Annotated in this window: 11 protein-coding genes; 2 read left to right on the forward strand and 9 right to left on the reverse strand. The window is 44.0% G+C overall.

Going from position 1 to position 24,916, the window contains the following annotated elements:
* Window positions 1–16: 16 nt before the first annotated feature.
* Window positions 17–10,408, reverse strand: coding sequence for a DUF11 domain-containing protein (locus tag L1D37_RS03955; RefSeq protein ID WP_239847320.1), 10,392 nt, complete (start codon window positions 10,406–10,408; stop codon window positions 17–19).
* A 309-nt stretch (window positions 10,409–10,717) separates the two neighbouring features.
* Here L1D37_RS03955 and L1D37_RS03960 point away from each other — a divergent pair, with 309 nt between their 5' ends.
* Complete coding sequence (locus L1D37_RS03960; protein ID WP_239846949.1) at window positions 10,718–12,580, forward strand: helix-turn-helix transcriptional regulator; 1,863 nt, start codon at window positions 10,718–10,720, stop codon at window positions 12,578–12,580.
* A 96-nt stretch (window positions 12,581–12,676) separates the two neighbouring features.
* On the opposite strand, the gene L1D37_RS03965 is transcribed toward L1D37_RS03960, so the two are convergent.
* Window positions 12,677–14,998, reverse strand: coding sequence for a hypothetical protein (locus L1D37_RS03965; RefSeq protein WP_239846950.1), 2,322 nt, complete (start codon window positions 14,996–14,998; stop codon window positions 12,677–12,679).
* A gap of 8 nt (window positions 14,999–15,006) precedes the next feature.
* Entirely contained in the window at window positions 15,007–17,400 is a 2,394-nt protein-coding gene (locus L1D37_RS03970) for a hypothetical protein (RefSeq protein WP_239846951.1), read from the reverse strand.
* Window positions 17,401–17,623: 223 nt separating this feature from the next.
* On the opposite strand from L1D37_RS03970, the gene L1D37_RS03975 reads away from it, so the two are divergent.
* On the forward strand, window positions 17,624–18,247 hold the full coding sequence (locus L1D37_RS03975) for an HD domain-containing phosphohydrolase (protein WP_239846952.1): 624 nt from the start codon (window positions 17,624–17,626) through the stop codon (window positions 18,245–18,247).
* Window positions 18,248–18,417: 170 nt separating this feature from the next.
* On the opposite strand, the gene L1D37_RS03980 is transcribed toward L1D37_RS03975, so the two are convergent.
* The 6 genes from L1D37_RS03980 to L1D37_RS04005 all read right to left on the reverse strand — a co-directional run bounded on the left by L1D37_RS03980 (window position 18,418) and on the right by L1D37_RS04005 (window position 24,885).
* Window positions 18,418–18,654: a hypothetical protein gene (locus tag L1D37_RS03980; RefSeq protein ID WP_176681588.1), complete on the reverse strand. Its 237-nt coding sequence runs from the start codon at window positions 18,652–18,654 to the stop codon at window positions 18,418–18,420.
* Between the two features lie 120 nt (window positions 18,655–18,774).
* Window positions 18,775–19,278 (reverse strand): ABC-type transport auxiliary lipoprotein family protein, encoded by a 504-nt coding sequence (locus L1D37_RS03985; RefSeq protein WP_239846953.1) that lies wholly within the window; start codon window positions 19,276–19,278, stop codon window positions 18,775–18,777.
* Window positions 19,278–20,903 (reverse strand): intermembrane transport protein PqiB, encoded by a 1,626-nt coding sequence (pqiB, locus tag L1D37_RS03990; protein ID WP_239846955.1) that lies wholly within the window; start codon window positions 20,901–20,903, stop codon window positions 19,278–19,280. The genes L1D37_RS03985 and pqiB overlap by 1 nt, the downstream gene beginning before the upstream one ends.
* A 24-nt stretch (window positions 20,904–20,927) precedes the next feature.
* A complete protein-coding gene (locus L1D37_RS03995) occupies window positions 20,928–22,175 on the reverse strand; it encodes a paraquat-inducible protein A (RefSeq protein ID WP_176681591.1) in 1,248 nt (415 codons plus the stop codon).
* Between the two features lie 197 nt (window positions 22,176–22,372).
* The gene (locus L1D37_RS04000) at window positions 22,373–23,737 is read right to left on the reverse strand and encodes a polysaccharide lyase family 7 protein (protein ID WP_239846956.1); all 1,365 of its coding nucleotides are present in this window, start codon (window positions 23,735–23,737) and stop codon (window positions 22,373–22,375) included.
* 275 nt (window positions 23,738–24,012) lie between these two features.
* Window positions 24,013–24,885 (reverse strand): LysR family transcriptional regulator, encoded by an 873-nt coding sequence (locus L1D37_RS04005; protein ID WP_239846958.1) that lies wholly within the window; start codon window positions 24,883–24,885, stop codon window positions 24,013–24,015.
* Window positions 24,886–24,916 lie beyond the last annotated feature (31 nt).

The following is a 24,916-nucleotide window of genomic DNA, read 5'->3' on the forward strand; positions in this document are numbered from 1 at the left end:
ATACGGTTCCAATGGCTTACTTCTGTTCACTTTCTTGCTCTTTGCGATGAACGCTAAAGTTGAACTTGGTGAGCTTGTTCGGGGTAATTCGCAACACTTTCGGGTTTTCGCTCACCACTTCCATTGAGGTGGATAGCGAATCAGTGTCCAACTTCACGAGGAAGTTCTTACCTTTCTTATTGAGTACCCATTGGTCGGGCACGTGGTAACGACCGTACTGGTCTGTGTAAATAACGATTCCCTCAACCGTCATTAACTTAACGCCCGGAATACCATCTTCGTAAATACCTTTGTTCTCGATAACGATTTCCCACAGGTAATCCTCGCCATCGCGATACAGGTTTCTGGTTACGTTGAGGTTTTCCGCGCTCAGTCCCTTCTTCTTATCGGATTCATGCTTAAACTGAATCTGACCTTGTGCATCAAACTCGATACGGGAGCCCGCATCGGTCGTGACATAGAAATCAAAGCTCTGCTGTGTGCGAGTCTTGAATTGAATAACCACTTTGCTGGTTTCTGGCAGTGTTCGGTTCACTGAATGACCCCAAAGGTCGCCAAGATCCAAACCTTGCTCAAGAGCATTGGTTATTGCGCCATCTTCGACAGCAACGTCTTGTCCATCACGAATGATGTGTGTCGAATCAGCGATGTAGCCTTGCGTTGCTAGGTTCGCAGTTAACTCAACATCAAACGCAGTGGCATCCGCTTGGAATCCATCTTTGTTGTGATCTTCAAAGACTTTACCGATGATCGATGAGGTATCGAACACCTTGTCCGGTTCTACGGTCACTTTGGCGGTGTCTTCATTAGAAACTGCCGAGCCATCCACTTTCGCGACTGCGGTGTTGATGTAGTCACCAAAGGTTGCTCCTACCGATACTCGCAATAAGTAACGAATACGCAGCTTCTCGCCCGGATCAAAGTTCAACGAAGTGAACATAAGCTTGCCGGTGTCTGATGGCTCTTGAGAAACAACCTGATCGTCTTCCGTACCAAACTCACCATCAATACCGCTCAACACGATTTCTGACGTGTCCATGATGTATTTCAAGCCACCTGGGTAACGGTCTTCTACCGTCACGTTCTTAAAGTAAGATTCATTGTTGTTCTCAACGATGATCTCGTACTCAACCGCATCGCCGACTTGCGCGGTATCTTGCAGCGCCGACTTGGTCAGCTCCAATTCCCCAGAGTTGTCAGGAATCTTCTTGATGTGAGTGGTTACGCTATCGCTAGTTTCAGTACCGTCCGATTCAGTCGCCGTAAAGGTATTGGTGATGTCGTCATCCAAACCTTTACCTAATGTACCCACCACTTCAAACGCATAAGCATTTCGCTTTTGGGACTTTAGGTTAACGGTGGTGTCTAAATCTTTACTCGACGGGTAGGTATCACGCTGGATCTCTGCGCCCGTGTCATCGACTTCAACACCTTCAATCGTCCAATCAGTAAACACTTTGTTGCCAACGCTATTTTGCAGCTCGCTGATCTCATCAGTGAGTCGCACGTTCGCTGCGTTACCTAAACCATTGTTGGTCACAGCTAGGTAATAAGTGACACTGTCGTCGTCTTCGGTGTATTCAGGCTTGTCTGAACGCTTTTCGACAATCAGATCTGCGCCCACTGGCGGTAGATCCAGAGCTGATACTTGGTCTGCTGCTGCCTGCATCGAGGTTTCTGATGACAACATGCCTTTAGATCGAGCACGCATCGTTGGGCTACCGGTTAAATCAAGGTAGTAACCAAGTACATCGATGTTGGTCAACATGTCTTCGTTGACGGTCAATGTGAAGGTGTAATCAATCTTGCCGCCCGGTGCGATGTCGACCAAAGTGAAGAGGTCTTTATCGTTATCAAACGTACCCGGTTGCGTTTCAGCCCCTTCCGATGACGCTGTTAGTGTCCAATCATCAAAAGCGTTGCTGCGAGAGCCATCGATGTAGTCACCCATTGACTCAGAGAACTGGGTGTAAAGCGCCACATCTTTAGCAATACCGCGGCCAATGTTTTGTACCACCAAGTGATACTCAACTTGGTCACCCGGTACGTAATAAGGCGCATCTGTATAGAGCTCAGCTTGAACAACCGCCGCGACAGTGTTAACTGGAGGGCTAACTACATCGCCGCCATCGACTTGCGCTGTATTGATAATACGTCCAGTCGCGGTATCGACTACCGTACCTTTTGAGCGAAATACAACCGTACCGTGCGGTGCAATATCCACACTGTACTCAACAGGGCTGATTTGCTCAGTCGTCGTGCCTACCGTAGTTGACTCAACAACCAAAGAAGTGGTTCCGGCAACAAAGGCAGGGCCTGTGGTGCCATCGTAATAGCCCACCTCTATCGTGCTCATATCATCAACAACACTTAGGTCACTGATGTAGTTGTTTGAGGTGTTTTCAATAGTGATCAAGAACTCCAGCTCACCACCCGGCTCATACTCGGTTTGTACGTTAGTTTTCGTCGCAATAAACTCAGAGTCCTTCGGCGTCATGACTACCGTTGAGTCTTGTGGTGTGCCGTTGTAAGTGATGGTTGCCGTGTTACTAATATCGCCAATCGCCGTCGTACGAATCAACGCCTTAACATGGAATGTCACGGTACTTTGTGGCGCCACATCCATGTTAACGTCGATGTCTTCACTCAACTCAAACGTCTTCGGCGTCACCACTGTGCGATCATCTGAAGCTTCAAAACTTACTTCCCACATCAGGAATGCTGACTCTTTTTTGTCTGCGGTCGTATCCACTTCAATATCACTGATGATGTCTTTCAGCTGAACATCAGAGGCGAAGGCATCAGAGCTGTTGGTCACCATGATCTCGTAGTTAACCAACTTGGTCACTTCATAAGATGACGTGTCGACAGTCTTATCGATTGAAACCGTTGCCAACACAGGTGTACTGGTTGCCGAGTCATCTAAGGTTGTGCCATCAAAGGTCGCTGATGCCATATTGGTGATATCGCCGGTCGCAAGTGCATTCGTCGTTACTTGAATCGTAAACACAATGCTGTCTTCCGGTGCGATATCGAGCGTCTCGTTGAGATCTTCACCACTGGTTGCGCCTGGTACGGGCGTTTCACCTGTTGTCGAAATAGCTGATATTTGGATTGAAGCAGGATCAAAGGCTTGCTTCGTCTCACCACCAGCAATCGTGGTTTCTACCGATTTCAACGCATCTTCAATCACAACGCCTTCAGCCCAACCTAAACCGTTATTTTTAACGGTCACGGTGTATTGAAGTGTTTCTCCCGGAAGGTACTCCGCTTTATCAACGTCTTTAGTGATCTCTACTTGTGCGTCTTCTGGAATGTAGGTCGCGTCTGCGGTGTATTCACCATCATCGCTAGCCACTTTAACAACGTTAGTGATCTCGCCTTTGGCTTTGTCGTTCACGGTATTAGTGACAACAAACGAATAGCTATCGCCGGGGTGAATGCTGTAAGTGGCGCTATAACCTTGAGTAGTACTAGACACATCCTTGCGAGCATTCAATGCTGGGTCACCACTACCATCAATCTGTTCATCGCTGATGATCCAGTTGCCAGTAAGGGCTTGCTCTTGATCCGGGCTGTTCGCCACTTCTGTCATGATGGTATCGATACGATCCGTCAGGACTTGATCCACAAGGTAACCTTCACCTGTGTTAGCCACGGTAATCTTATAGGAGATAGGTTGACCCGGTTGGTACTTAGCATCAGGCTCAGCAATCGGGGTGGTTTCTTTGGTTAACACCAACTGTCCCGGCTGAGGCGTGATGTTGCCCTCTCTTAAGCGAGCGATTTTCGAATCGTCCAAGCCATGTCGTAGATATGCAGTATTGGTAAAGCGACCAATTGCGTCATCACGGACCTTGCCTTCAACATGGATTCGAACAACCGTGTATTTGTCACCGCCACCAGTGCCCGCATCATCACGCCCTGCCATCTTGACTGACTCAGCAGGTAAATCGATGTCTGGGCTGCTTTGCCCAACGAGCTTGTCTAACTCTGAGAAATCATTCGCGTCAGGATCCGATGGTGCAGAGTTGTATAAGACATCGTAATCGACGCTCCACTCCGTGAGTGCGGTTTGCATTGAACCATCGACAGTTTCAACTTCGAAGCCACTAATGATGTCGCGGATTGAGAACAGGCCAGAATCCACATCGTCATTGGTAATGTCGATGTAGTAATTCACCGTTCCACCGGGTACGTACGTAGGTGTATCTGTCCACTTATCGATTAGGATATTTGAGCGACCAGGGTCAAGTACGATGTCGTTGGTGTCATCGCCGTTCACTTGTGCCGTATTGGTAATGGTGCCTGTTGCCGATGTTGAAACCGTGCCTTTGACATCGAACACGATGCGTTCGCCAGGGCGAAGATCGACAGTCGCATTCAGCGGCACACTGCCATTGTAGTTACCCTGCACGTCATAAGTTCCAACCGGCTCAACCGCAATCGCTGTTGCCCAGTCAGAGAACGCATCATCGCCGTCTTCGGTTTTGATGGTGTGAATGGCATCGATAACACGCACATCATTGGCAATGCTATCGCCCGTGTTATCTAACGTAACTTGATATTCAACATCACCACGTGGTGCATAAGTACAGCTGCTGCCATCATTTGAAGGAACTGAACAGCCCGCCGATTCACCATCGGTGTAAACCAAGGTTTTGAAGTAGTCGAGTTCAGCCGCTTGTGGCGGAATCGTTTCTGATGTCGCAGATTCATTTTCTGCCGTCACTCGGTTGGCTTCGATAGTTCCCAAAGCGTCATCACGGATAACACCTTTTAAGTTGAACGTCAGCACTTCACCTGCGGCAATATCGGTTTCAATATTCAGGTTGTTGTTTGAGTTATAGCTCGGAACATAAGTATCGACGTTGGCATCAATACCATTGCTAACTTCATGAGTGATATCGCCCGAAACAAAGGCTGATTCCATTGTTCCACCAATAACCTCAACTTGAATATCCTTTACCGCGTCTTTGATCTGAATATCATTCGCCCAACCGTTTTCAGGGTTAGTGACCACGAATTCATACTCGACTTCGTCACCCGGTAGATAGGTATCCCCATCATTGAACGGGTTGTCGTTAATCGACACTACGTGTTTTTCAACACTGATATTATTTCCTAGTGGCATTAGAGTCGCAGTACGAACCATACCGTCATAATTCGCTTTGTTCTGAATATCGCCCAACGCATCCTCACGAATATCAGCATGGATGGTGAACGTTAGGCTCTCTTGAGGCGCGATAACAATGTCGTTATCAATATCAACATTGTTACCAGAAACAAAGTCAACCGCGTCTGTAATTGAACCTGCCGCTGCCGTTTTTTCTAACTGCACTTCCCAACCAGATAAAAATGGCTGGCCGACAGGGTCAGTGCCAGACGTCGAGGCATCTTCTGCAATGCGAGTCTGAATTGCAGAAATGGCATCTTCAAGGCGAGAACCATACTCAATGCCGTTACCCGTATTCTTAATTTGAACTCGGTAGTAAACCTCACTCTCACCAGCAGCTTGAGAATACTCAGTCTTTGCCGAGGAGAAGCCTGCATCATAGAACGCCTTTTTCGAGAATGTTATCTCTGGTTCTGACATCGACGTTGGTGGGGAAACAGCAATGAACTGGTTGCCATCATCTTCATCGATATACGCTCGGTTAGTGAATGAACCCACTGCTTTTGGACTGATTTTGGCTTTGATGACATAACGCACAAACGATGACGATACTGCACGGCCAAAGTTGTCTGCCGATATATCAAAGTGCGTATCAATCGGTTGATTGTCTTTGATCGAGTTATCGACATCAGGATCAGAGATCCCTGAACTGTCTGCAGACGTTTCAATGGTCCAACTATCAAACGCCGGACCGCGAGTTCCGTCGTAGTATTGAGTCGTTATCTGGTCGATGTCATCACGAAGGCTGATATCATCAACGTGCGCTGTTGCGATATTTTCGATATAGATTTCATACTCGATGTAACCACCGGGCATGTAGCTCGTTGCTCCTGGAATCTTGTTCCCATCGGTATCGTAATAATCAAGAATGTTTTTTTCGTAATCAATTTGACGAACGGTTTGCGAAATATCATGAGAGATCGTATCGCCATCGACAGTCAGCACATTGATAATATCGCCATTGGCTTTATCGTTAATGGTTGCAACCACTTGGTATTCAAGCTTGGCGCCCATAGGAATATCGGCTTCTTCGTTAAGGTTGCTGTCTGTTGATGTATAAACCTTGCCCGCGCCAGCGCCTGCATCGACATACTCAGAATCAGTGCCCGTTGCGATAGAGGTAATAGTCCACGTTGAATACGCAGGTCCAGTCGTACCGTCTACGAGATCGACGGTAATATCTTTGAGGTTATCAACAATTGGAATGTCGTGAGCATTACCTTTACCGTCATTCTCAATCACCAAGTGATAAGTCACCGTCTGAGCAGGCTCATACACCACTTCATCGGTGGTTTTATCAAAATCTAAGTGGTAATCATCAGGGATCACTACTGTATCTCGATAGTGAATATCACCGACGGCGTCAGGCCTAACAGTACCGGTTACCGTGTAAGTCACGTCTTCACCGGCATCGATATCAATAGAGGTCACGATATTGGTGTCATCCACAACCTTACCGTCTTTTGTACCATCGGTTGTGCCTGCGTTTGCTGGGTCACTCTTAGCCACCGCAACCGTAAACTTGTTGGTACCCACCGCATCGTCGAAGAATGGATTGCCTGATGTGCCGTCTTGTAACTCAACAGAGATATCATTGATCAGTTCATTAACGCCAACGTTGTTGCGATAGCCGTGACCATCTTGAGAGTTGTATTTGATGGTGTAAGTCAGTTCATCACCGGGAGAGTAGCGGTTGATGTTGGTTGTACGAACCACGGTACCGTTATTGTGAACTTGATGGTTTTCAGCCACGGCACGTTTTGCGAACTCACAATCTTCGGCACAGCCCGCATCGTCATCATGAATCAACACCGCTTCGTTACGAATAATACCGCCGTCTCGATCTGCGACACCATTCGATACTGCATTGTCTTTAACACGCGCTTTAATACGTACGGTCACGAAATCTTTAGCGTCAATTGAGATTGGGATCTCTACATCATCAGTGGTATTCGGACCGAAACCCGAACCAGTATCAACCGACCAGTATTCAAATGGATTTTGGTCAAGAAGATCTTCCACTTGACCATCTTTATCATTGGCAAGCGTGGTGGTGATCTCACTCAATCGGTCCATGAAGATAAGGTCAGTTTCAGCGGTATCACCATTGTTACCAATGACGATGGTGTAAGTAAGATCTTCACCCGGCGTATAACGAACCACATCGGTTGTTTTAGACAAAGACACATTGATATCGTAAGCACTGTTCGAGTTATCGATCTGCGCAGAAGAGCTGTGGTCACGGTCTGTGATTGGGTCATAAACATCAACGCGGTTAGAGACTTGATCTTCTTCATAGTCAGACTTAACAACACCTGTCACCTCGTAATGTACCCAGCCTCCTGGGGTGATATCCACGTCAGTATCAATGTCTGTATTGTCAGCGATATCACCATAGCGAGATCCCGGCTCATCAGTGTTGGTTGAACCAGTAACAGTCCAACTATCAAAGAAGTTAAGCGCTGAAATGCTGTCTTTTACCGTTGCGTCATTCGCGTAACCAACACCTCGGTTATAAATATAAATATCGAAAGTAGAACGCTCACCGACCACAAAATCGGTATTTTGAGCTGTCTTAGCAACCACGAGGTTTGGTTCGCTAGGATAGGTGCGAACGGTATCTGATAGGTTGGTTTCTGGGCCTGTCACTGTTGCTGTGTTGGTGAACGTGCCCCACAGAATTTCACTGTCTACGTCACGATCGAGTTTGCCAACAATGGTATAAGTGATGGTTGCACCCGGTGGGATTTGTGCCGTGACATTAAGGTCGGTGTTATCTGAAAACTCTCCAGGATCGGTGACCGCTTTTACCCAAGGAGAAGCCGCATCTCTGTCAGCCGTGATCGTCCAAGATTTGAACACAGGCTTGGTTTCACCTGGCTCATGCAGTAACTCTGCCTCTATAGTACTGATTTCATCTTTAATATTGATGTTAGACGCGAAACCATTCCCTTCTGGGTTGGTAACACTGATTGTATAAGTGACTTTCGTTGTCGTATCGGTGTACGCGCTTTGCTCATTGTTGCCGTCGACACGCTTATCCAATACGAGGTAGTAGTCCCTCGGGTATGAACCTCTGTCGGAATAAAGCACGCTATCTACCGTCACTTCATTTCGAATCTCGTCATCGGCAATCGGGTTTACCACCGCTGCAATGCTATAGATGATTTTGTCGTGTGGGGCTAGCTTCGCCTTCACATCTAAGATGTTCTTATTACTCTGATTCCCTGAAATTTCACCGCTAAAACCGGGATCACTGTTTATTGAGACTAAGTCATCAGAGCCATAAGATTTCGCCGTCACAACCCAACTCAAGTACGCTTTGGTAGGCTCATCCGTGATTGATTTGGTCATGATTGATGCAATGTCATCGTATACTGGCACATCGATCGCGTAGCCGTCACCGTTGTTTTCTACTGTGATTTCATAGTTAAGAGTGCCACCTGCAGAGTAGTAACGAGAGTCCACTTCCTTCTGTACTTTTAGCTTGGAGTTTGGCATTTGCACGCCAGAACCCGCCTCACCCAGGTTATCTCCCAAACACAAACCTGCATCGGTACCATCATCAACAATTTGACCCACACTGGTATCTGCTACTCTTGCTGTTAGCTTGTAGTGAACAAAGCCCTCTGGTGCTAGATCGACTTTTAGGTTGATGTCGTTCGTAGTCCAAGCCCCATAATTAAATGAGCCATAGTTAGAACCCTCACCGCTGCTTTCATCCACTTCCAGCTTCCACTCGGAAAACGCGGAATCGGTAGTACCATCGGCTTGCTCTGTCACGATACAAGCGAACTTGTCGATCACTTCAACATCGTTAGCGAAAAATTCAGTGTCTTTATTGGAGATAACAATGTCGTAGACCACTTCATTTTCACCCGATATTCCAGGCACATAAGTGGTATCCGTTGTGTTCTTGTTGCGGGTAATTTGGCTTGATGAGGAATTCAGAACTTCCTGCGTATCTAGAGGGTTAGTCACTACATCAGCAGAATCTGCTATGCCTTCAGCATCTACTACTCGGGCGATAACTTTAGGTATTTCGCCAATTGAAACAGGGCTGACATCGACTTCAACTGAGTAAAGTATCTCTTCACCCGGGTAAATAGAGACTACATCATCCAGTGAATGGTTGGATTCAACGCCGCTAGCGGCCAGTTCAGAGGTGCTGTTTGGCCCAATAGTAATAACTTGATTGGTCCAAGATTCGTAAGGATTCCCCGTAGTATCGGTAGCATTTTTATCATTGCTGATGTCGTTACCTAAGTCGGTCTCTAAGTCAGCAAGTAACTGTTGAACAGAATAGCGATAAGCGATACCGGAATTTGCTTGGTTGGTTACAGTAACCGTGTAAGAGAACTCATCGTCAACAAGATAGTTCTCTGTTTGGTTCAAGGTATGTTTGAGAGTGAGATTGGGGGCTGAGGGCGGCGTAGTGATTGCATTCCCAGTGACTTGCGCATCTCGTGTTTCTGCCGTTATGTTGTCATTAACAATATCGCCGACGAGTTTGTCGGCAATGGTCGTTCGAATTGTGTAGGTGATAGATCCGCCAATATCTATCGACGCATCAGTGACAGACAAATCCCCTGAAGAACTGAAGTTACCGGCATCACTTTCCCCGCCATGTACCTCGGCTGAATTCACATTGTTAGTGAAGGCCTGTTGAAGAACACCATCAATGTCGAGTGTCTTGATATCTGAAATAGCATCTTGAACATCAAGCGTTCGAATCACCGTATCGCCAGTATTCGATACCTTGATCGAGTACGTCAGTTGTTTATTCAATTGGTAGTTTGTCTTATCTACTGACACCACAACATCGTGTTCATACAAACCTCGTTGAATGGATTCTGTATTTGAGTCCACCGAATCCAATAGCCCAGAGCTCGCACTCGCGACGTTATCAATCGTACCCGCAGCATCACTAGAGACTGTAGCGGTCATCGTATAGGTCACCGAGCCACCCGCCGTAATACGTACGTCAGTCGCCTCTAAATTTCCCAAACGATCGTAAGTGCCTGGCGATGAAAGAAGCGTTGCCTCTGCTTGGATTGAGGCTTGAGTAAAGGCGTTAACCTCATTCCCTTCATCATCTGTCGTTAAGATATCTAATAGCTCATCTTTAACGTCAAAATCATGGATGCTTCTATCCGATTCATTCGTAAGAACAAGCGTGTACACCACCTGCTGGTCATTGTCGTAAGACGCACTATCAACAGACAGATCCATGACTAGGCCTGTCGTGTCCGCATAGGAGGCGAATGGAAACAATAAAATGGATAAGAAAAAGGCAAGGTTGTATCTGAACATTAACGCGCACTTCACAGTAGATTGACAAGTCTCTAGGCGGAATGCCATAGATTTGACGTCACTAATTTGGCACTTTGCCTTTTAGGGACATGCGCAACATACAGTTCAAACAATCCGAACAATTAACATCCGCAAAAAACAAATTGATGGCGATGTTAAATAGCGAGTCGGATGTCTAAATTAGAATCAACTGTATTAAGTTAATTATCAAAAGGTTAGTGTTTTAAGATGAGTGATTTTTCACAGTTGCTACGTAACTTAAGAAAGGAACTTAAATTTACACAAACGGAATTTGCAACCTACTTAAACCACCTAGATGATGAGTTTAATGCGGTTGATGTTGTCACGATAAATCGTTGGGAAAACAATAAGGTAAAGCCAAGTACATACAAAGCATTGAAGCTACTCAACTACCTTGATGTTGATCTCTACGACGCTTTAAAGTGCTTTAAACCAAAACAAAAAGAGACGATTATCGATGGCTTCCTGACTGAGGCTTTCTGCTCGTTTCAGAGTCGTATCGCTTCTTTGGCAAATCTTGATCAAAAAATCAACACGGCAGACTATAAAAGTTTACCACTCATGGTTGACGTTAATGATACCGCGGTAATCGATAGAATGAGGCTGCTTTCGGTCTTCACTAAAATGGACTTTTCGCCATTAGAGTCGATCGATCTGTTTCTCTATTACTTCGAGAAAAGAGCTTATGGTCAAAAAATAGTCGACAAGCATGGCGATATTGTTAGCCACAATCTTGGTTTCTTTTTCGATGATGATCAATTCGCCAGCTACAAGAGCAAGAAAATAGATCTCAAATTGTCTTGTTCACTCAACTCAAACAGAAATCTCAATTATTTCAATGCAAGCTCACATGCAGAAAGTAAGCATCATGCCATTGAGAATATAATTTCAGATATAAAACTGTTGTCAAAAAATAGTAACATCAAGACATACTCCGTCTTGGTAAAAGATCCAAATGCTATTAAGGTTATGAAGAGTATTGGGTTCGAAGTATTTAAATTCTCTGAACCATCATCAGAAAAAAACAATATTACATTCAAGAACAAATCGTACTGTTACTGTATATTAACCATTGATAAAATAGACTTTCTTACTAATCGACATGTAATGTCACTAATCAAAGATGAATATTCTACTATGAGAGCATTTCCACTTTTACTGCGTGAAGCACGCAAGAAGCTGAAATTAACGCAAAAGGATTTCGCGGCATACATCAATCACTTAGATAATGAATTCAACTCTGTAGATGTCGTTACTGTGAATCGCTGGGAAAACAGTAAAGTAAAACCAAGTAGTTATAAAGCATTGAAAATTTTAGATTGTCTTGGTGTCGATTTATATAGCACCTTGAAGTCATATGATTTAGAAGATGAACAAGGAAACACACTGCTTGATGAGTTTCTTAGTGAGCGTTTTTTCTCATTTCAGAGCCGTATATCATCGATCACTAAAGGTGAAATCGATAAGGATGATGGCGAATTTGAGATCATGCCATTAATGGCTGACCAAAATGACAAAGACATAATCGATAGAATCAAGCTAATTTCACATTACACAAAGGTGGATCCTTCAGCGCTGGATACTATCGATTTGTTTTTGTATTGCAGTGAGAGAAAGGCTTATGGCAGAAAGATTGTCAACCAAGATGGAGATATTGTCAGCCATAGTTTGGGCTTCTTTTTCAATCAAGAGTTATTTGATGAATACCAAAATCAAAACCTGCATATTAAGCAGGCTTGCTCTTTAGATTCTCATCAAGACTTAAACTACATTGTAGTCAGCGGACATTCTGAAAAGCGTGAACATTCAATCGCCAACTTAGTTGCTGACATGAAGCTTTTAGCAAGAAATCATAAGATCAAAAAGTACTCGATGATCATAAAAAACCCGAACGCATTAGAGCTAATGAAGAACCTTGGGTTTGATATCTATAAGTTTTCAGAGCCAACAGAAGAGATGTCCAATATCACCTTTAAAAATAAATCTTACCGATACTGCATATTAACCATCGATAAAATAGAATTGCTTAGCAATAAGCATGTTATATCGTTCATCAATACATATGGTTGATTTTTAGATATGCGATAATTATAAAAAAGCCACCATATAAATGGTGGCTTCTACAATCTACGAATAGAAACATTCAAATTACTAGGATATTTTTATTTAGTAGTTAGTAAAATATGCATCGGTAACATAGGTATTTAGTGTTTCTGATTTTGGATTTCCGGTATCCACTCGACTACCTATTTGAACCCAATACGTCTCATTTGGTAAAATACCAGACCAATCCATTGCTCCCTTATAAACAGGGGTTTCTGGCTTATCATCGGTACTCGAATTATAAATAAGTAATTGCCCATCGTTGACTTGGATCCACAAATGCCTCTCAATTGTAGATAGATCCATCGGTGTTGAATCATACAACTCCCAACCAGAGACAATATTGGCTTCACTACCATAATAGTCATTAATTATCTCAAAAGATTTTTCGGTTCGTGTTGATGAGGGCCAATACGTATTACCCCATGTAGTGCTTGGCACAGAAGACTCTTGTTGAATCGCAAACGAAAACCGTCCTGAAATAGGAAGTTTACCGTTGAGATCAACGATCTTCATATAGACAACAAAGTTCTCCCCCGAATAATCCTCTTGGTAGACATTGATGCTTCTCAACATCTCTCCACCTTCACGATAGTCCATGATTGGAAGTCCATTCGAGTCTATGGCTTTTAAACTCATATCTTCAGGAGCTACTCTAATCCACATTGAAGCGTCAGTTACTTCTAAACGAGCTTCTTCTGATGCTGAAACAAAAACTATAGAATCAACTTTCGAAGCACTCGAATGACCTGAAAGTACCGCATTATTGAATGAAGTATCGGTATAAGAGTCGCTTAACGATCCAGCAGCATCAGTCACTATTTCCAATTCCGATTGGTAGTTTGAAAATACACCCTTATTTCGTTCAGAGACTAATTTTACGTTTTGAAAAGGTGCTAGGTTGCCATCTGGATCCGTAATAACACCATCTAGATTAAACTTAATACCATTGATAAAGCTATATTCTAATGTTGTCGTAAAATCTTGAACGGCTTCGCTGTCTAACATCACACAAGTGGCGAAACCTACACCTTCAACCTTAGAAAATTCAGACGTAATTCCATTAGTAGCACCAAAGCTAGTACCTGATACTTCAGAAGCCATGTCCGCACTCCAAAATAGAGTCCCTGCTGGCCAGTTTTGAGACTCGAATAAGTTACCTTGATTCGCCAAAAGTAATTCCCATTCACGCCTTATCGGTAGACGTCCATTTCGTGTTGCACAATAAGCTTGCGCTTGTTCTAATTTCATTGTGACAACTTCCGAAGACTTAGGGCCAGAAATCCCATCTTGAGTTTGGTAACTTGTATAAGCGGTATTCGTGTAGTCCGCTAATACCTTACTTGCAGGTGCCGTAAAGGTAAGATCAGCACCTATCGTTGAATCATAAATCGTAATATCTTCCCAATCTTGCACAAGACTAAAGTCAGGTTCGACTTCGATATAAACTTGCCCAACAGAATAGCCTCCACGCCCGTCTGTCACTGTATATGCGACCTCATGTGGACCAGGTTCAGACGACTGAAACGTAAAAGTGTGCTCGGTTGTTGAGGTAATTTCCGCTTCAGCGTTATAGGCGCGTACAGTATCTAAGATCACACTGTCTTCAGCGTCCGAGACATAGTCTGTTAGGTCAATTTCAACCGACATATCTTTGGCAAGCTTACCTTCTCGAATAAAGTCATTAGCGATTGGTGGTGTATTGCCAGTATCAGAGACAGCTACGTCGATGTTTCCGAGTTTAGTTGAAGAGCCATCACTCATAGAGTACATAATACGTGTCACACCAATATCGTTCGGAGTATATGTGATCGTATTATTTAGCGAATCGACTTCAACTGAACCTGCTCCTAATAAAGTCACCTCTTCCGACACAATATATATAGACGTATCTAGTTCACTATTTAGCTCTTCAGACAAATCAATAGTCACTGCCGAATCAATATCGGTCGTTTCTGACAAATTCGGAAGTGTATTGTTATCAGCAGTTTCAGAGACAGATACCCTTGCGAGTGATGATGCTTGCCCGGCGTAAACATCTTGCTCAACGGGTTCTACTTTATATTCAAATTGGCATTCGCCAACCTCAGTAGATAAGGTTGTAAACGTCATACCTTCAATTGAGATGACATCACAATAGTTACCATTGCTTACTTGCGTCACTGACGTTAAACGAAAATCAATGTCTGAATCTACTTTGACAATAGTTTGAGACTCAATATTGACCAACGCTTTTGATTGAATTACTGAAGCTTCAATAGGTACTTCTAATGGAGAAGATGGTTGTTGAGGTTGAGAGGTTGAACCAGAATCTCCAGAGCTTCCCCCACAAGCTGCCAGCGCCGAAATGCCTAGAGCTATCACACATGATTTTAATACTTTCATAGTCATTCCTAATACGCAGCCATATCTAATTCAGTTATTCGATAATTCTTGGACGGATCGGCATTTTTGCCTCCGATAGAGAGCCAATAAGGTTGTGATAGATCGACATTGCCAGATATATCAAAGTAACCTGATTCTTGTGCTGGCCTCTGATCTGTGGTCGACGTGTAAACGTAAACTCTTTGACCTCGTTTATCGAACCAGTAGAAACGGTCTGAGTCACGTAAGTTCAAACTTTGTGAACTTGATACTTGGCCCCCCTCAAATAGCGAGACTGGCATTGAGCCGTATAAATTAACGTTCAACCCGAATGCGGTTGGCTCATTTTCGGGGTAAGGCCTAGTATTTCCTGTGTTAATAACCCCATCTTGCTGCCATGTCGTTTGATCAGTACCTAGTTGTTGTATTAGGACCGCAAATTCTCCTTTTGACGAATTACTGTCACTCTGAACACGGAACCTAATAACGAAGTTGTCACCAAGAAATGGCATTTTATATATATGGAATAACTTGCTATACCCAACATTTGGCATCAACATCAACCCCTCTTCATCAGGGGCATATACTTTTTGACTCCAATATTCTTCACTACTCCAAAGGGAAGGGTCTGATACGTCTATCGCGAACGCATCATCAACAGGGATAAATGGATAGAGTTCATCATGCGAGCTGATTCGCACTGCAAGTACTTCTTCACTGAATGAAATATCAAAATACGATTCTTCCAACAAACCAAACTCATTCGTGCTTTCTGAAGTCATTGGCTCACGGTTCAAAAACACACCGCGTTCATTGATGGACTCTAATTCAACGTCCGCAAAAGGTGCGGCATTACCGTCAGGGTCACGAACTTGAACTTCATACTCATAGCGGTTTGATACTCGCTCTTTCACTGAAACATCGACAGAAAAATCACTCACACTCGAGTTACTCAAATCAACACAAGTCGTATACATACCAACAGTCTTTGACTGGTTGCCGATTGATCCATCATTTAAGTGAACAGTTGCAGCGTTTGTTTCACTGACGTTTTCCGCGGTCCAATACTTCTGACTTGTAGGCCAATTGTGGTTGGTGAATGCACTGGTTTCGTTAGTAATGAGCGTTTCAAGCTCTCGCTGTAAAGGCAGGCGGCCGCCGCGTACTTTGCAGTACTGGCGTGCTTGGCTAAGTGTTTGAGTCACGATTTCAGCGTCTTTGATTCCTTGCGTGCCATTCTCAACATGCGTACCTGTATAAGGGGCATTGACGTAGTCGGCATACACTTTTGTCATTGGCGCGAAAAAGCGGATGTCTGAGCTGACCACAGGATCATGAGTGACAATATCTTCCCAATCTTGAATCAAAGAGAAATCTGGTTCGACTTCTATGCGTGCCAATCCGGTAGTGTAGCCACCCATGTGATCGCTCACTGTGTACGCCACATCGTGCGGGCCAGGCTGTGTAGAAGAAAACTCAAACTGGGTATTGGAGACATTGGCTGGATCGTAAAGTGATGTTGTTGAGTTGAAGTCCTGCACGCCGACAAGCTGTACATCATCGAGATCCACATCTGAGATATAATCAGCTACATCCACCACAATGTTTTCACCCAATAACGCTAACTCACTAAAAACGAAATCTTCCGCTGTGGGTGCGGTATTGTAAGTATCTTCTGAAGTCGCAATCGACAGTGAGCCTTGTTGAATCGACTCACCGTTCTGGTAGCTGTAATACACCTCAGTTTGACCTTTGGCCGTTGGCGTAAATTCAATCTGATGTGCACCAGAGACACGAGCTGTACCAGAACCAAGGCTGATAACACTGTCTTGCAGTACAAAGTCATCACTTGGTAACGATGAATCTAGCTCGCTCTCTAGATCTACAACCACCACCTGTGATTCGATGGTAGATGCTGTAATTCGAGGAAGTGTGGTAGACGCATAACTCTGTCCCATCGCAACACGAGCGTATGATGTTGCCATTGAAGTGCCGGTTGCTGTCGTTACTTCATACTCATACAAGCAGTCGTTCACATCTGATGAATAGACATTGAAACTGTCTTCATTAACACCTTGTACTTGGCAAGAATCACCAGATAGAGAGCGAGCATTAGTTACCACAAAATCTTGGTTATTCGATGTATGAACATGCTCAGTCAGATCAATAGTGAAGCTTTGTTCTACCAGCGAGTTATCTTGAATATCTTGCGCACTAATCGAGGCTGATTCTGTTGGAGATGCAATAACACCTTGCTCTCCGTCGGAGTTAGATTCACCACCACAGCCTGCTAGCAATACCGCTAAACTGATTGAGGTAAACACATTTAGTGTTGAATTCCGTTTCAACAAACCACTGTTGAATAGATACATTAAAAGCACTCTGATTAATGAAGTAGAGCTGTATTGTGAACTTTGTCTCACTTCTACTCCATTAAATAGCTATGATTCATTATTAAAAATTAAACCATTGAAAATTAACGCTATTAATTCAAAATTCATTACCTTTCAAACTTCTAAATTTTTCTAAACCTCGCTATGAATTTCGAGAAAGACCGTTTAATAAACATTCAATCACATTAAGTTAACTCCTCTACTCATCCTCTCCATACTGCCCGACTCATTCACATTGACACGGCAAACTGCTATGAACCAAACCAAGATTGACCGCGTGTACACACTCGCTCTACAACACAAACATTCACTCGATGCACTCAGGTTGTTACAACCCATGCGTCAACATTCTATGGAAACCTACGAGCACACATTAAGGGTGTGTTTACTCTCTTATTCATTTGGCGAGTACTTAGAATTTAATGAAGAACAGTTAGAATTAATTTTCGATTCTGCTCTTGTTCACGATCTAGGAAAGCTCGGGACACCCGATGCTGTGCTTCATAAAGCAGGTAAGTTAACGCCTGTAGAACGCCAAGTAATGAATAAACACGTTGAAGAGTCTTACTCAATGACGTTAGAGGTCCCTGAACTGGAATTGGCGTCTATTTTAGGTTCATTACATCATGAACGATGGGATGGAAACGGATACCCGTTGCGCCTAAGAGGTTCTGAGAATCCTTTGATTGGACAAGTTATTGCACTGGTCGACACATGGGACGCCATGACCTCAACCAGAGCTTACCGCACAGGTATGCCCGCTGATAAAGCGTTACGTATTCTGTTTGATGAAAGATTGAAAGGACAATTTAACCCACTTCTGGTCGACAAATTTATCGCCTTTATTGCCATCACTTCACTCGCGGAAGCGGCATAACGGATAAAAAAAGCTGAGGGCTAAGTGTTAAGAGGTAAAGAGTCGATTGCCAAGAACTGGGACATTTATGTGGGATATTAGGATAAGACAGAAACAAAAAAGTCCGCGTACAACATTTTCAGAATGTTCAACAACGCGGACTCTTCGACAAATATGTTTAACGCTTTGGGTTAATCTCGACGACCTGTTAGCTCGATCGCGTGATCTTGTGTGTCAGTTTGGAATTTTAAACCACCAGAAGATGCTTCATTGCGGCCTTGTAATACAGGTTCTGATTCAACACGCTCTACATTAGTTTGATTCGGGGCTGTCAGGTTCATATCGATTGTACCTGTGTAATTACCATCTGCTGCAAACGCTGTATTCATTGAAAGAGCCATTAGGCCTAGTGCGATTAATTTTTTCATACATCACCTCTGTATTTCATCATTCGTTTTTTCTTTCGATGGCGTTACTTTAGCCATCAACAACCAAACAAACGAGGAAAACCGAGATTTACCAAATAGAAAACAGCCCTAAAAATGACCTTAAGGTAATTGCGACTGGATATCAGACAAGACTTCATCCAGCCCTTCACCTAACGCCTCAACAAGTGCTTCATAACCTGCTTCTTTCAACGGCACCTTAGAATCGAAATCAGCACGAACAAGCTCTTCATCTTGTTCGCTTAGGACCCAAGTTCCTTTCACTTCTGCATTGCCAGTATAAGAGCCATTGAACTGCTCAAAGGTAATCGTCAGCTCTTGATCTGCAGCGCCCGTAGAATTAGAACCATTGACCCTTTCTTCAAGTAACCCCTCTAGATTTTCCGCCCATACATGCTTGCGCGCAGAGACTAATTCATTTTCAGACTTGCGATAAGCGATGCCAATCGTGTCCAAGTAATCCGGTAGCTCTACTCGAGTTTTTACGTTAAAGATGGGTTTATCCAGTGTACTTTTCGGCAAGAGATAAGCGTTAGTGCCATCTGTGGGAGTCGCACACCCCAAGAGCCCGACCAACATAACCAGTGATATAAATAGCTTTCTCATTATTCCACTCCCTTAACTGGAATCGGGTCTTCTTCCACATAGCTGCCAAACACCAACGCATTTGGTTTGTCGTTTAATACTTTGATCAATGGGCGAAGCTCTTTAAGCACATGCTCTAACTCTTCAGATGCACTGATCAATTGCTTGTAGGCGTCAGAATCATCGTCGTAGCTTTCTAATGTCGTTTCAAGTTGCTTCATGGTTTCACTCAGATCTTGAGGTAACGCTTTTGCACCTTCACTATCCAGTAATTCATCCATGCTCTTCAAAGTAGTGTCTAAAGAAGAGAGCGAGCTATTTAAATTAGAAACGGTTGCATCTAAAGGCAGTTCATTAATCTTGGTTAGAAAATCAGTGATCTGCTTTTGTATCTCCGTTAATCCACCAGCCACCACTGGGAACACTGGATAACCATCAAATTCTCTTGGTTCGTAAGGCTCTTCGTCTTCATAGAAATTAATATCGACAAACAACGCGCCCGTAAGCAAGTTACCTGTTTTCAATGTCGCTCTTAACCCTTCTCCCATCTGCAGTTTGACCCGCTCTGCAAAGGTTTTGGCATTCACGGCTCTAAAGACTTCAGATACTCGCTCAATTTCAAGCTTGATTAGGATTGGAATACGATTCGATACCTTGCCATCTTTGTCCATACGAATCTGCAGTGGCACCGTATCAACCGTACCAATGCGTACACCGCGATACTCTACAGGTGCGCCTTTCCTTAAACCGCGAACAGATTCTTCAAACAACAATACGTAATCAATCGAAGTGGTGTATTTGCCCTGTAATACCGCATCGTAGTTATCATAAAGCGTATACTCATGCAGGTTCTCTTTGATTTGTGCACCCGGCTTAATGCTCTCTGCAACATCAAAGCTCACACCACCTGTCAATATGCTTTCAATCGATGCGAAATTGACGTCTAAACCATTGGCACCAAATCTCACATCGATGCCAGAAGATAGCCAGAACTGAGTCTTTTCAAAAATCAGCCCGTCATAAGGCGCGAAGATAAACAGTTGGTATTTGCCCTCTTTCTTTTGGTAATCGAAGCTCGTTTTTTCCACACGTCCTACAACGAAACCATGGTGCAACACGGGCTCACCGACATTAAGTTGATTCGCCTTATGATGTGACACCACAACACGAATGCCTTTCGTATCTGGCCCCGCAACTGGTGGCGTGTCGAGCACATCAAACTTCAATTGAGACTCGCTCGACTTACCCGGCTTTAATTCAATATAAGAGCCCGAAAGAATAGTCTCTAGGCCACTGATGCCATCGGTGCCAACATGTGGCTCAACGACCCAGAATTGAGTATCGGCGTTAATCATACGAGATGCTTTCTTGTCTATCTGTGCTTTCGCTATGATGTATTCATAATCTTCGCTCAAAGCGACATCAGTAATGGTTCCCACATGGACATTCTTAGACTTAATCGCCGTTTTCCCGGCCTCTATACCCGAGGCATCTGGCAAGATAAGCGTTATCTCTGGCCCACGATTGTTGAAGTATTGAAATAGCATCCAACACCCCACTAATACTGCAATAATCGGTACTATCCAGACCGGCGACAACTCACTTTTTTTTGATACTTTTGCATCTGAAGTATTTTGCTTTTCCATATGTCCCACACCTCTTTGGGGAGATTACTTCCATATAATTCGGGAGTCGAAAATCATCGCTGACAACATCGTAAAGATGACCACCGACGCAAACGACAGAGCCGCTGGGCCCGGATAAATAGCCATCACGCCATCTAATTGAACCAATGCCACTAAGATGGCGACAACGAAAATATCGATCATCGACCAACGGCCAATAAATTCAGTCACGCGGTAGAGCTTTAAGTAACGATTCGCCCTTTGTTCTGTGAGCCCATGAACCCTTTTGGCATTCCAGTACAAATAAGCCAGAGCGACCATCTTCGCCATTGGGATAAAAACACTCGCAATAAGAATAATAAGTGCCACAGGGTATGAACCCATATTCCAAAGTAAGATAACCCCTTCCATGATGGTTGAGCCCTCGCTACTTCCAAAAGCTGAGGTATACATCATCGGGTACAAGTTGGCGGGGATATAAAACACCACCGAAGTAAACAACAGCGCCCACGCTATCTGCAGGTTTTTGATTGGTTCAAAGCGATGTAAGTGCGTGTGGCAGCGTGAGCAGTGATGAGTACTCTCACTGTAGCTGTGTACTTGTCCGCAAATGTGGCAGGCTAGATGCTGCTTATTCTGAAAAATGCTTCCTACCATCTTATCTTGCGAGGTTTTCGTTGGTACTAAGCGATCCCATAACCAATCAAAGTCCACCAAAGAAATCGTCTTCACCACCAACATGGCGTAAATACAAAACGCCCAGAACGACAGGCCCATGGAGACATCAGCCAAAGACGCGATCTTAATCAAGCTCACCAACACACCAATTAAAAACACATCGACCATCAACCATGGCTTAGCCCAACTTAATGACTTCAAAGCCAAAAACGTAAAGCGATTGGATGCGTAATCAACGTGTTTATTTCGGTCAACAAGCAGATAAAACCAAAGAGACAAAACTAAAAAGTACGCAGGTAAAAGAATGACGGCTAAAAAAAGTAAGATGGCGATCAGGCTGTTGTCCATTCGATTCATCATATCGACAGCTTGATACAAGGTAATCTGTTGGCTAATTCCTTGAACACTGAACGACATATAAGGAAAAGTGAGGCTCATTATCAACGTAATAAGACTCGCGACCGCATAAGCCATCACACCCTGCTCTTTGTGTTGCCCGACACTCGACAAGGTATGAGAACATCTTGGACATGACGCTTCGCTGCCCGCAGACAACTCTTCAAACTGACTAACCAGCCCGCATTCGTGACATGACTTGGTAAAACGTTCAGGCAAAGACGTCCCCTTTGATGTTAATAAGCAACTAGACACTCTAGGTAAATATAAGTAAGGGTTGGATTTTTTGCCAATATGCACACAACGACAGGAACGCGATATATTAGAAATGAGGGGTGGAAAGATAAAAAAGGAGATGACCGAATGGCCACCTCCACGTTAAGTATTCACAAGTTTCGTTATTGGCTAAACAAAGCCTAGTTGTGATTGTTATCTAACTGGTAGAAAGTCACTTGCGCATAATCACTGTCGGCACTTGAGTTATCTTGTAAGTAGATACCTGCTTTAAAGTACATGTAGTTATCAGCATCGTCATAACCGCTGTTACTCATATTCACTTCTTTTGCTGCGAGCTCTGAACCATTCTGGCTAATCGTCGTGATCAACTTGTCGCCTTCGACAACAATGGAATACGAGAAGGTTTCATCTAACGCAATGCCATCACTTGGGTTGCTGGTGTTGTTCAAGTCACCGTCAGAAGTGACCATGTTACCTAACAAGTTATGCCAAGTTTCATCACCTCCAGTCGATTTAGAGGTTTCATGAGCAAAGTAGATCGCACCTTTGTCGTTACCTGGCAATTTATGATAGTACAGGCGAATCGGTTCGTTTTTCTCAGCGTGGATCTGACCAATCACGATTCGACCAACTTGCTCTGTGTTTGAGGTCGTAGTCGTCACATGGTTGATGGCCAACGTCGCATTCAACGTGCCGTCAATGCCACCAAAATCAGCCTGTTCACTCGATGGAATAGACGAAAATGCCCAGTTGTTGTCTTTACCTGAGGTAGAGTAAGAAGTGTCACCACGACGCAGCATTTCTCGCAGTTCAGTACGCACATACTTAGTTCCACTCGATGTGGTCACGCCTTCAACAGGTGTATAGAACACCAAGCCACCATCACTGCCTGTATAGAAGAACTGATCTTCGTAGCCAGCACCAAGCGCGTTCTCTTTAATAGAAGTTGCGTAACCATCTCCTTCATCAACAGGGATGCTGACATACCAATCGAGTAAGTCAAAGTTGCCTGATGGCGGTAGGTTTGGATCAAGACCGTAGTCAGGGCTGTCATTGCCACTGATTTCGACTTCAGTAATGTTTGTCCAAACACTTTGAGCACTGTTTTCAAATACTTTGATACGAATCCAGCGAGCTTGAACATCTGTTACGTCATAGCTTTCAAAACCGGATGTGCTGCCACTGCTGTATCCATAGTAAACCTTGTCCCAGTTACTTGAGCTTTCATTTGCTAATGCTCTGATCTCGAACTTATAAGTTTGTTCCTCTCCTTTACCCCAAGCTATCGCGACGTCTTGAACATTTTGCACAGAACCTAGGTCTAGCACTAAATTGACAGGGGCATTTTGAGCTGCCCAACGTGATGACCAGTCTGTGCTGCCATCAATCGCATTTGATGCTGGATAAGAGTTATGAGCTCCACCCCAGTCTGATGCTGATTGAATATTCAATGTTTCAGCCGATGCTCCACAAGAAGCCATCGCCAAAATAATTGAGCACGACAGTGGTTTGCAAAACTTAAAGTTGCAAGGGTTAAAAATCATACAAGTCTCCATGATATATTTCACGTATATTGTTTATTCCATAGTTTGTAGGGTGTTACCGCAGTAACGGAAACCACTATAGGACAATATTTGTACGACAAGCTGAACAAACATCACGATCATGAATTATTATATTACAAATAAATAACTATGTGACATGTACCATTCTTATACCAAACACATCATCTAATAAGGTGTCTATATAACTCGAAGTTTTTACGCTTTGTTGTTAGCCCCTTTTTGTTACTCTCACACAGCACGACAACGTCCGACGATCAGCTTTTGACGAAATCCTTTTTAAGCTTCTCTTCTAATGCTTGAACGCAAAGTTGGATGGCAATAGGCGTGTTGGAAGCGAATGGGTTCAGTGCATAAACGGTGTTGGTCGGCAATTGAAAGCTAGGCATGATGTCGACCACCTCACCAGATAGCTGGTAAAGGTAGAAGTCTGGGATCACACCAATGCCAACGCCCGATTTGATTAAGGCAAGGCAACTATGAAATGAGTTAGTGGTACAACTGGCTTGTTGTTGGTAGACAAAGTCTTGTTCACCTCGAGAACTAAAGTGATGAGTCACCTGTTTTCCTTGCCAAGAGTTGGCGATGTAAGGAAGCGATTCAAGTTCTAGCTCTCGCATGCTTTCTACGCCACACAACACGTCTTTAAACTCGCCTAACCGTTTCTGCTTAAGGTTACTATCACGCGAGCTGCCCACTCTTACCGCAAGATCAATATCGTGTTCCATGAAGTCCAAATGTTGATCATCACTGATCAGTTCCGGCTTTAGTTTCGGGTACTGCTTCATTAGGTCTGCAATAACAGGCGCAACCAACAAGTCCATCAATGCATTGGGAGCTGTGATTCGAATCCGACCTTGTGGCTCTTCCAGTTCGGCTTTCGCCGTATCCCACGCAGATTCGGCGATCACATTGATGTCCTTGCAACTTAAGTAGAAGCGCTCACCCATACTGGTCAGGGATTGTCTACGTGTTGTGCGTTTGAGGAGTGAAGCGCCTAGCTCTTGTTCCAAAATTTTGAGGTGCTGACTGACGACAGATTTAGACAACTCTAGTTTTTCAGCCGCAGCCGATACTGAGCCCTGCTCTACGATATGAGCGAAAATCGACATCTGCTTTAGCTTACTCATCTTATTGTTCTCTTTTTACATACAGTATTTT

Origin of the sequence: Vibrio sp. Isolate33, from assembly GCF_022397895.1 — a bacterium.
GTDB classification, from domain to species: domain Bacteria; phylum Pseudomonadota; class Gammaproteobacteria; order Enterobacterales; family Vibrionaceae; genus Vibrio; species Vibrio pomeroyi.

What these genes read in the sequence shown, in the direction of transcription:
- L1D37_RS03955 (WP_239847320.1), bottom strand. Translation starts at nt 10,408, where the DNA reads ATGGATCTGTCTGTTGATAGTGCGTCTTACGACAATGACCAGCAGGTG.
- L1D37_RS03960 (WP_239846949.1), top strand. Translation starts at nt 10,718, where the DNA reads ATGAGTGATTTTTCACAGTTGCTACGTAACTTAAGAAAGGAACTTAAA.
- L1D37_RS03965 (WP_239846950.1), bottom strand. Translation starts at nt 14,998, where the DNA reads ATGAAAGTATTAAAATCATGTGTGATAGCTCTAGGCATTTCGGCGCTG.
- L1D37_RS03975 (WP_239846952.1), top strand. Translation starts at nt 17,624, where the DNA reads ATGAACCAAACCAAGATTGACCGCGTGTACACACTCGCTCTACAACAC.
- L1D37_RS03980 (WP_176681588.1), bottom strand. Translation starts at nt 18,654, where the DNA reads ATGAAAAAATTAATCGCACTAGGCCTAATGGCTCTTTCAATGAATACA.
- L1D37_RS03985 (WP_239846953.1), bottom strand. Translation starts at nt 19,278, where the DNA reads ATGAGAAAGCTATTTATATCACTGGTTATGTTGGTCGGGCTCTTGGGG.
- pqiB (WP_239846955.1), bottom strand. Translation starts at nt 20,903, where the DNA reads ATGGAAAAGCAAAATACTTCAGATGCAAAAGTATCAAAAAAAAGTGAG.
- L1D37_RS04000 (WP_239846956.1), bottom strand. Translation starts at nt 23,737, where the DNA reads ATGATTTTTAACCCTTGCAACTTTAAGTTTTGCAAACCACTGTCGTGC.
- L1D37_RS04005 (WP_239846958.1), bottom strand. Translation starts at nt 24,885, where the DNA reads ATGAGTAAGCTAAAGCAGATGTCGATTTTCGCTCATATCGTAGAGCAG.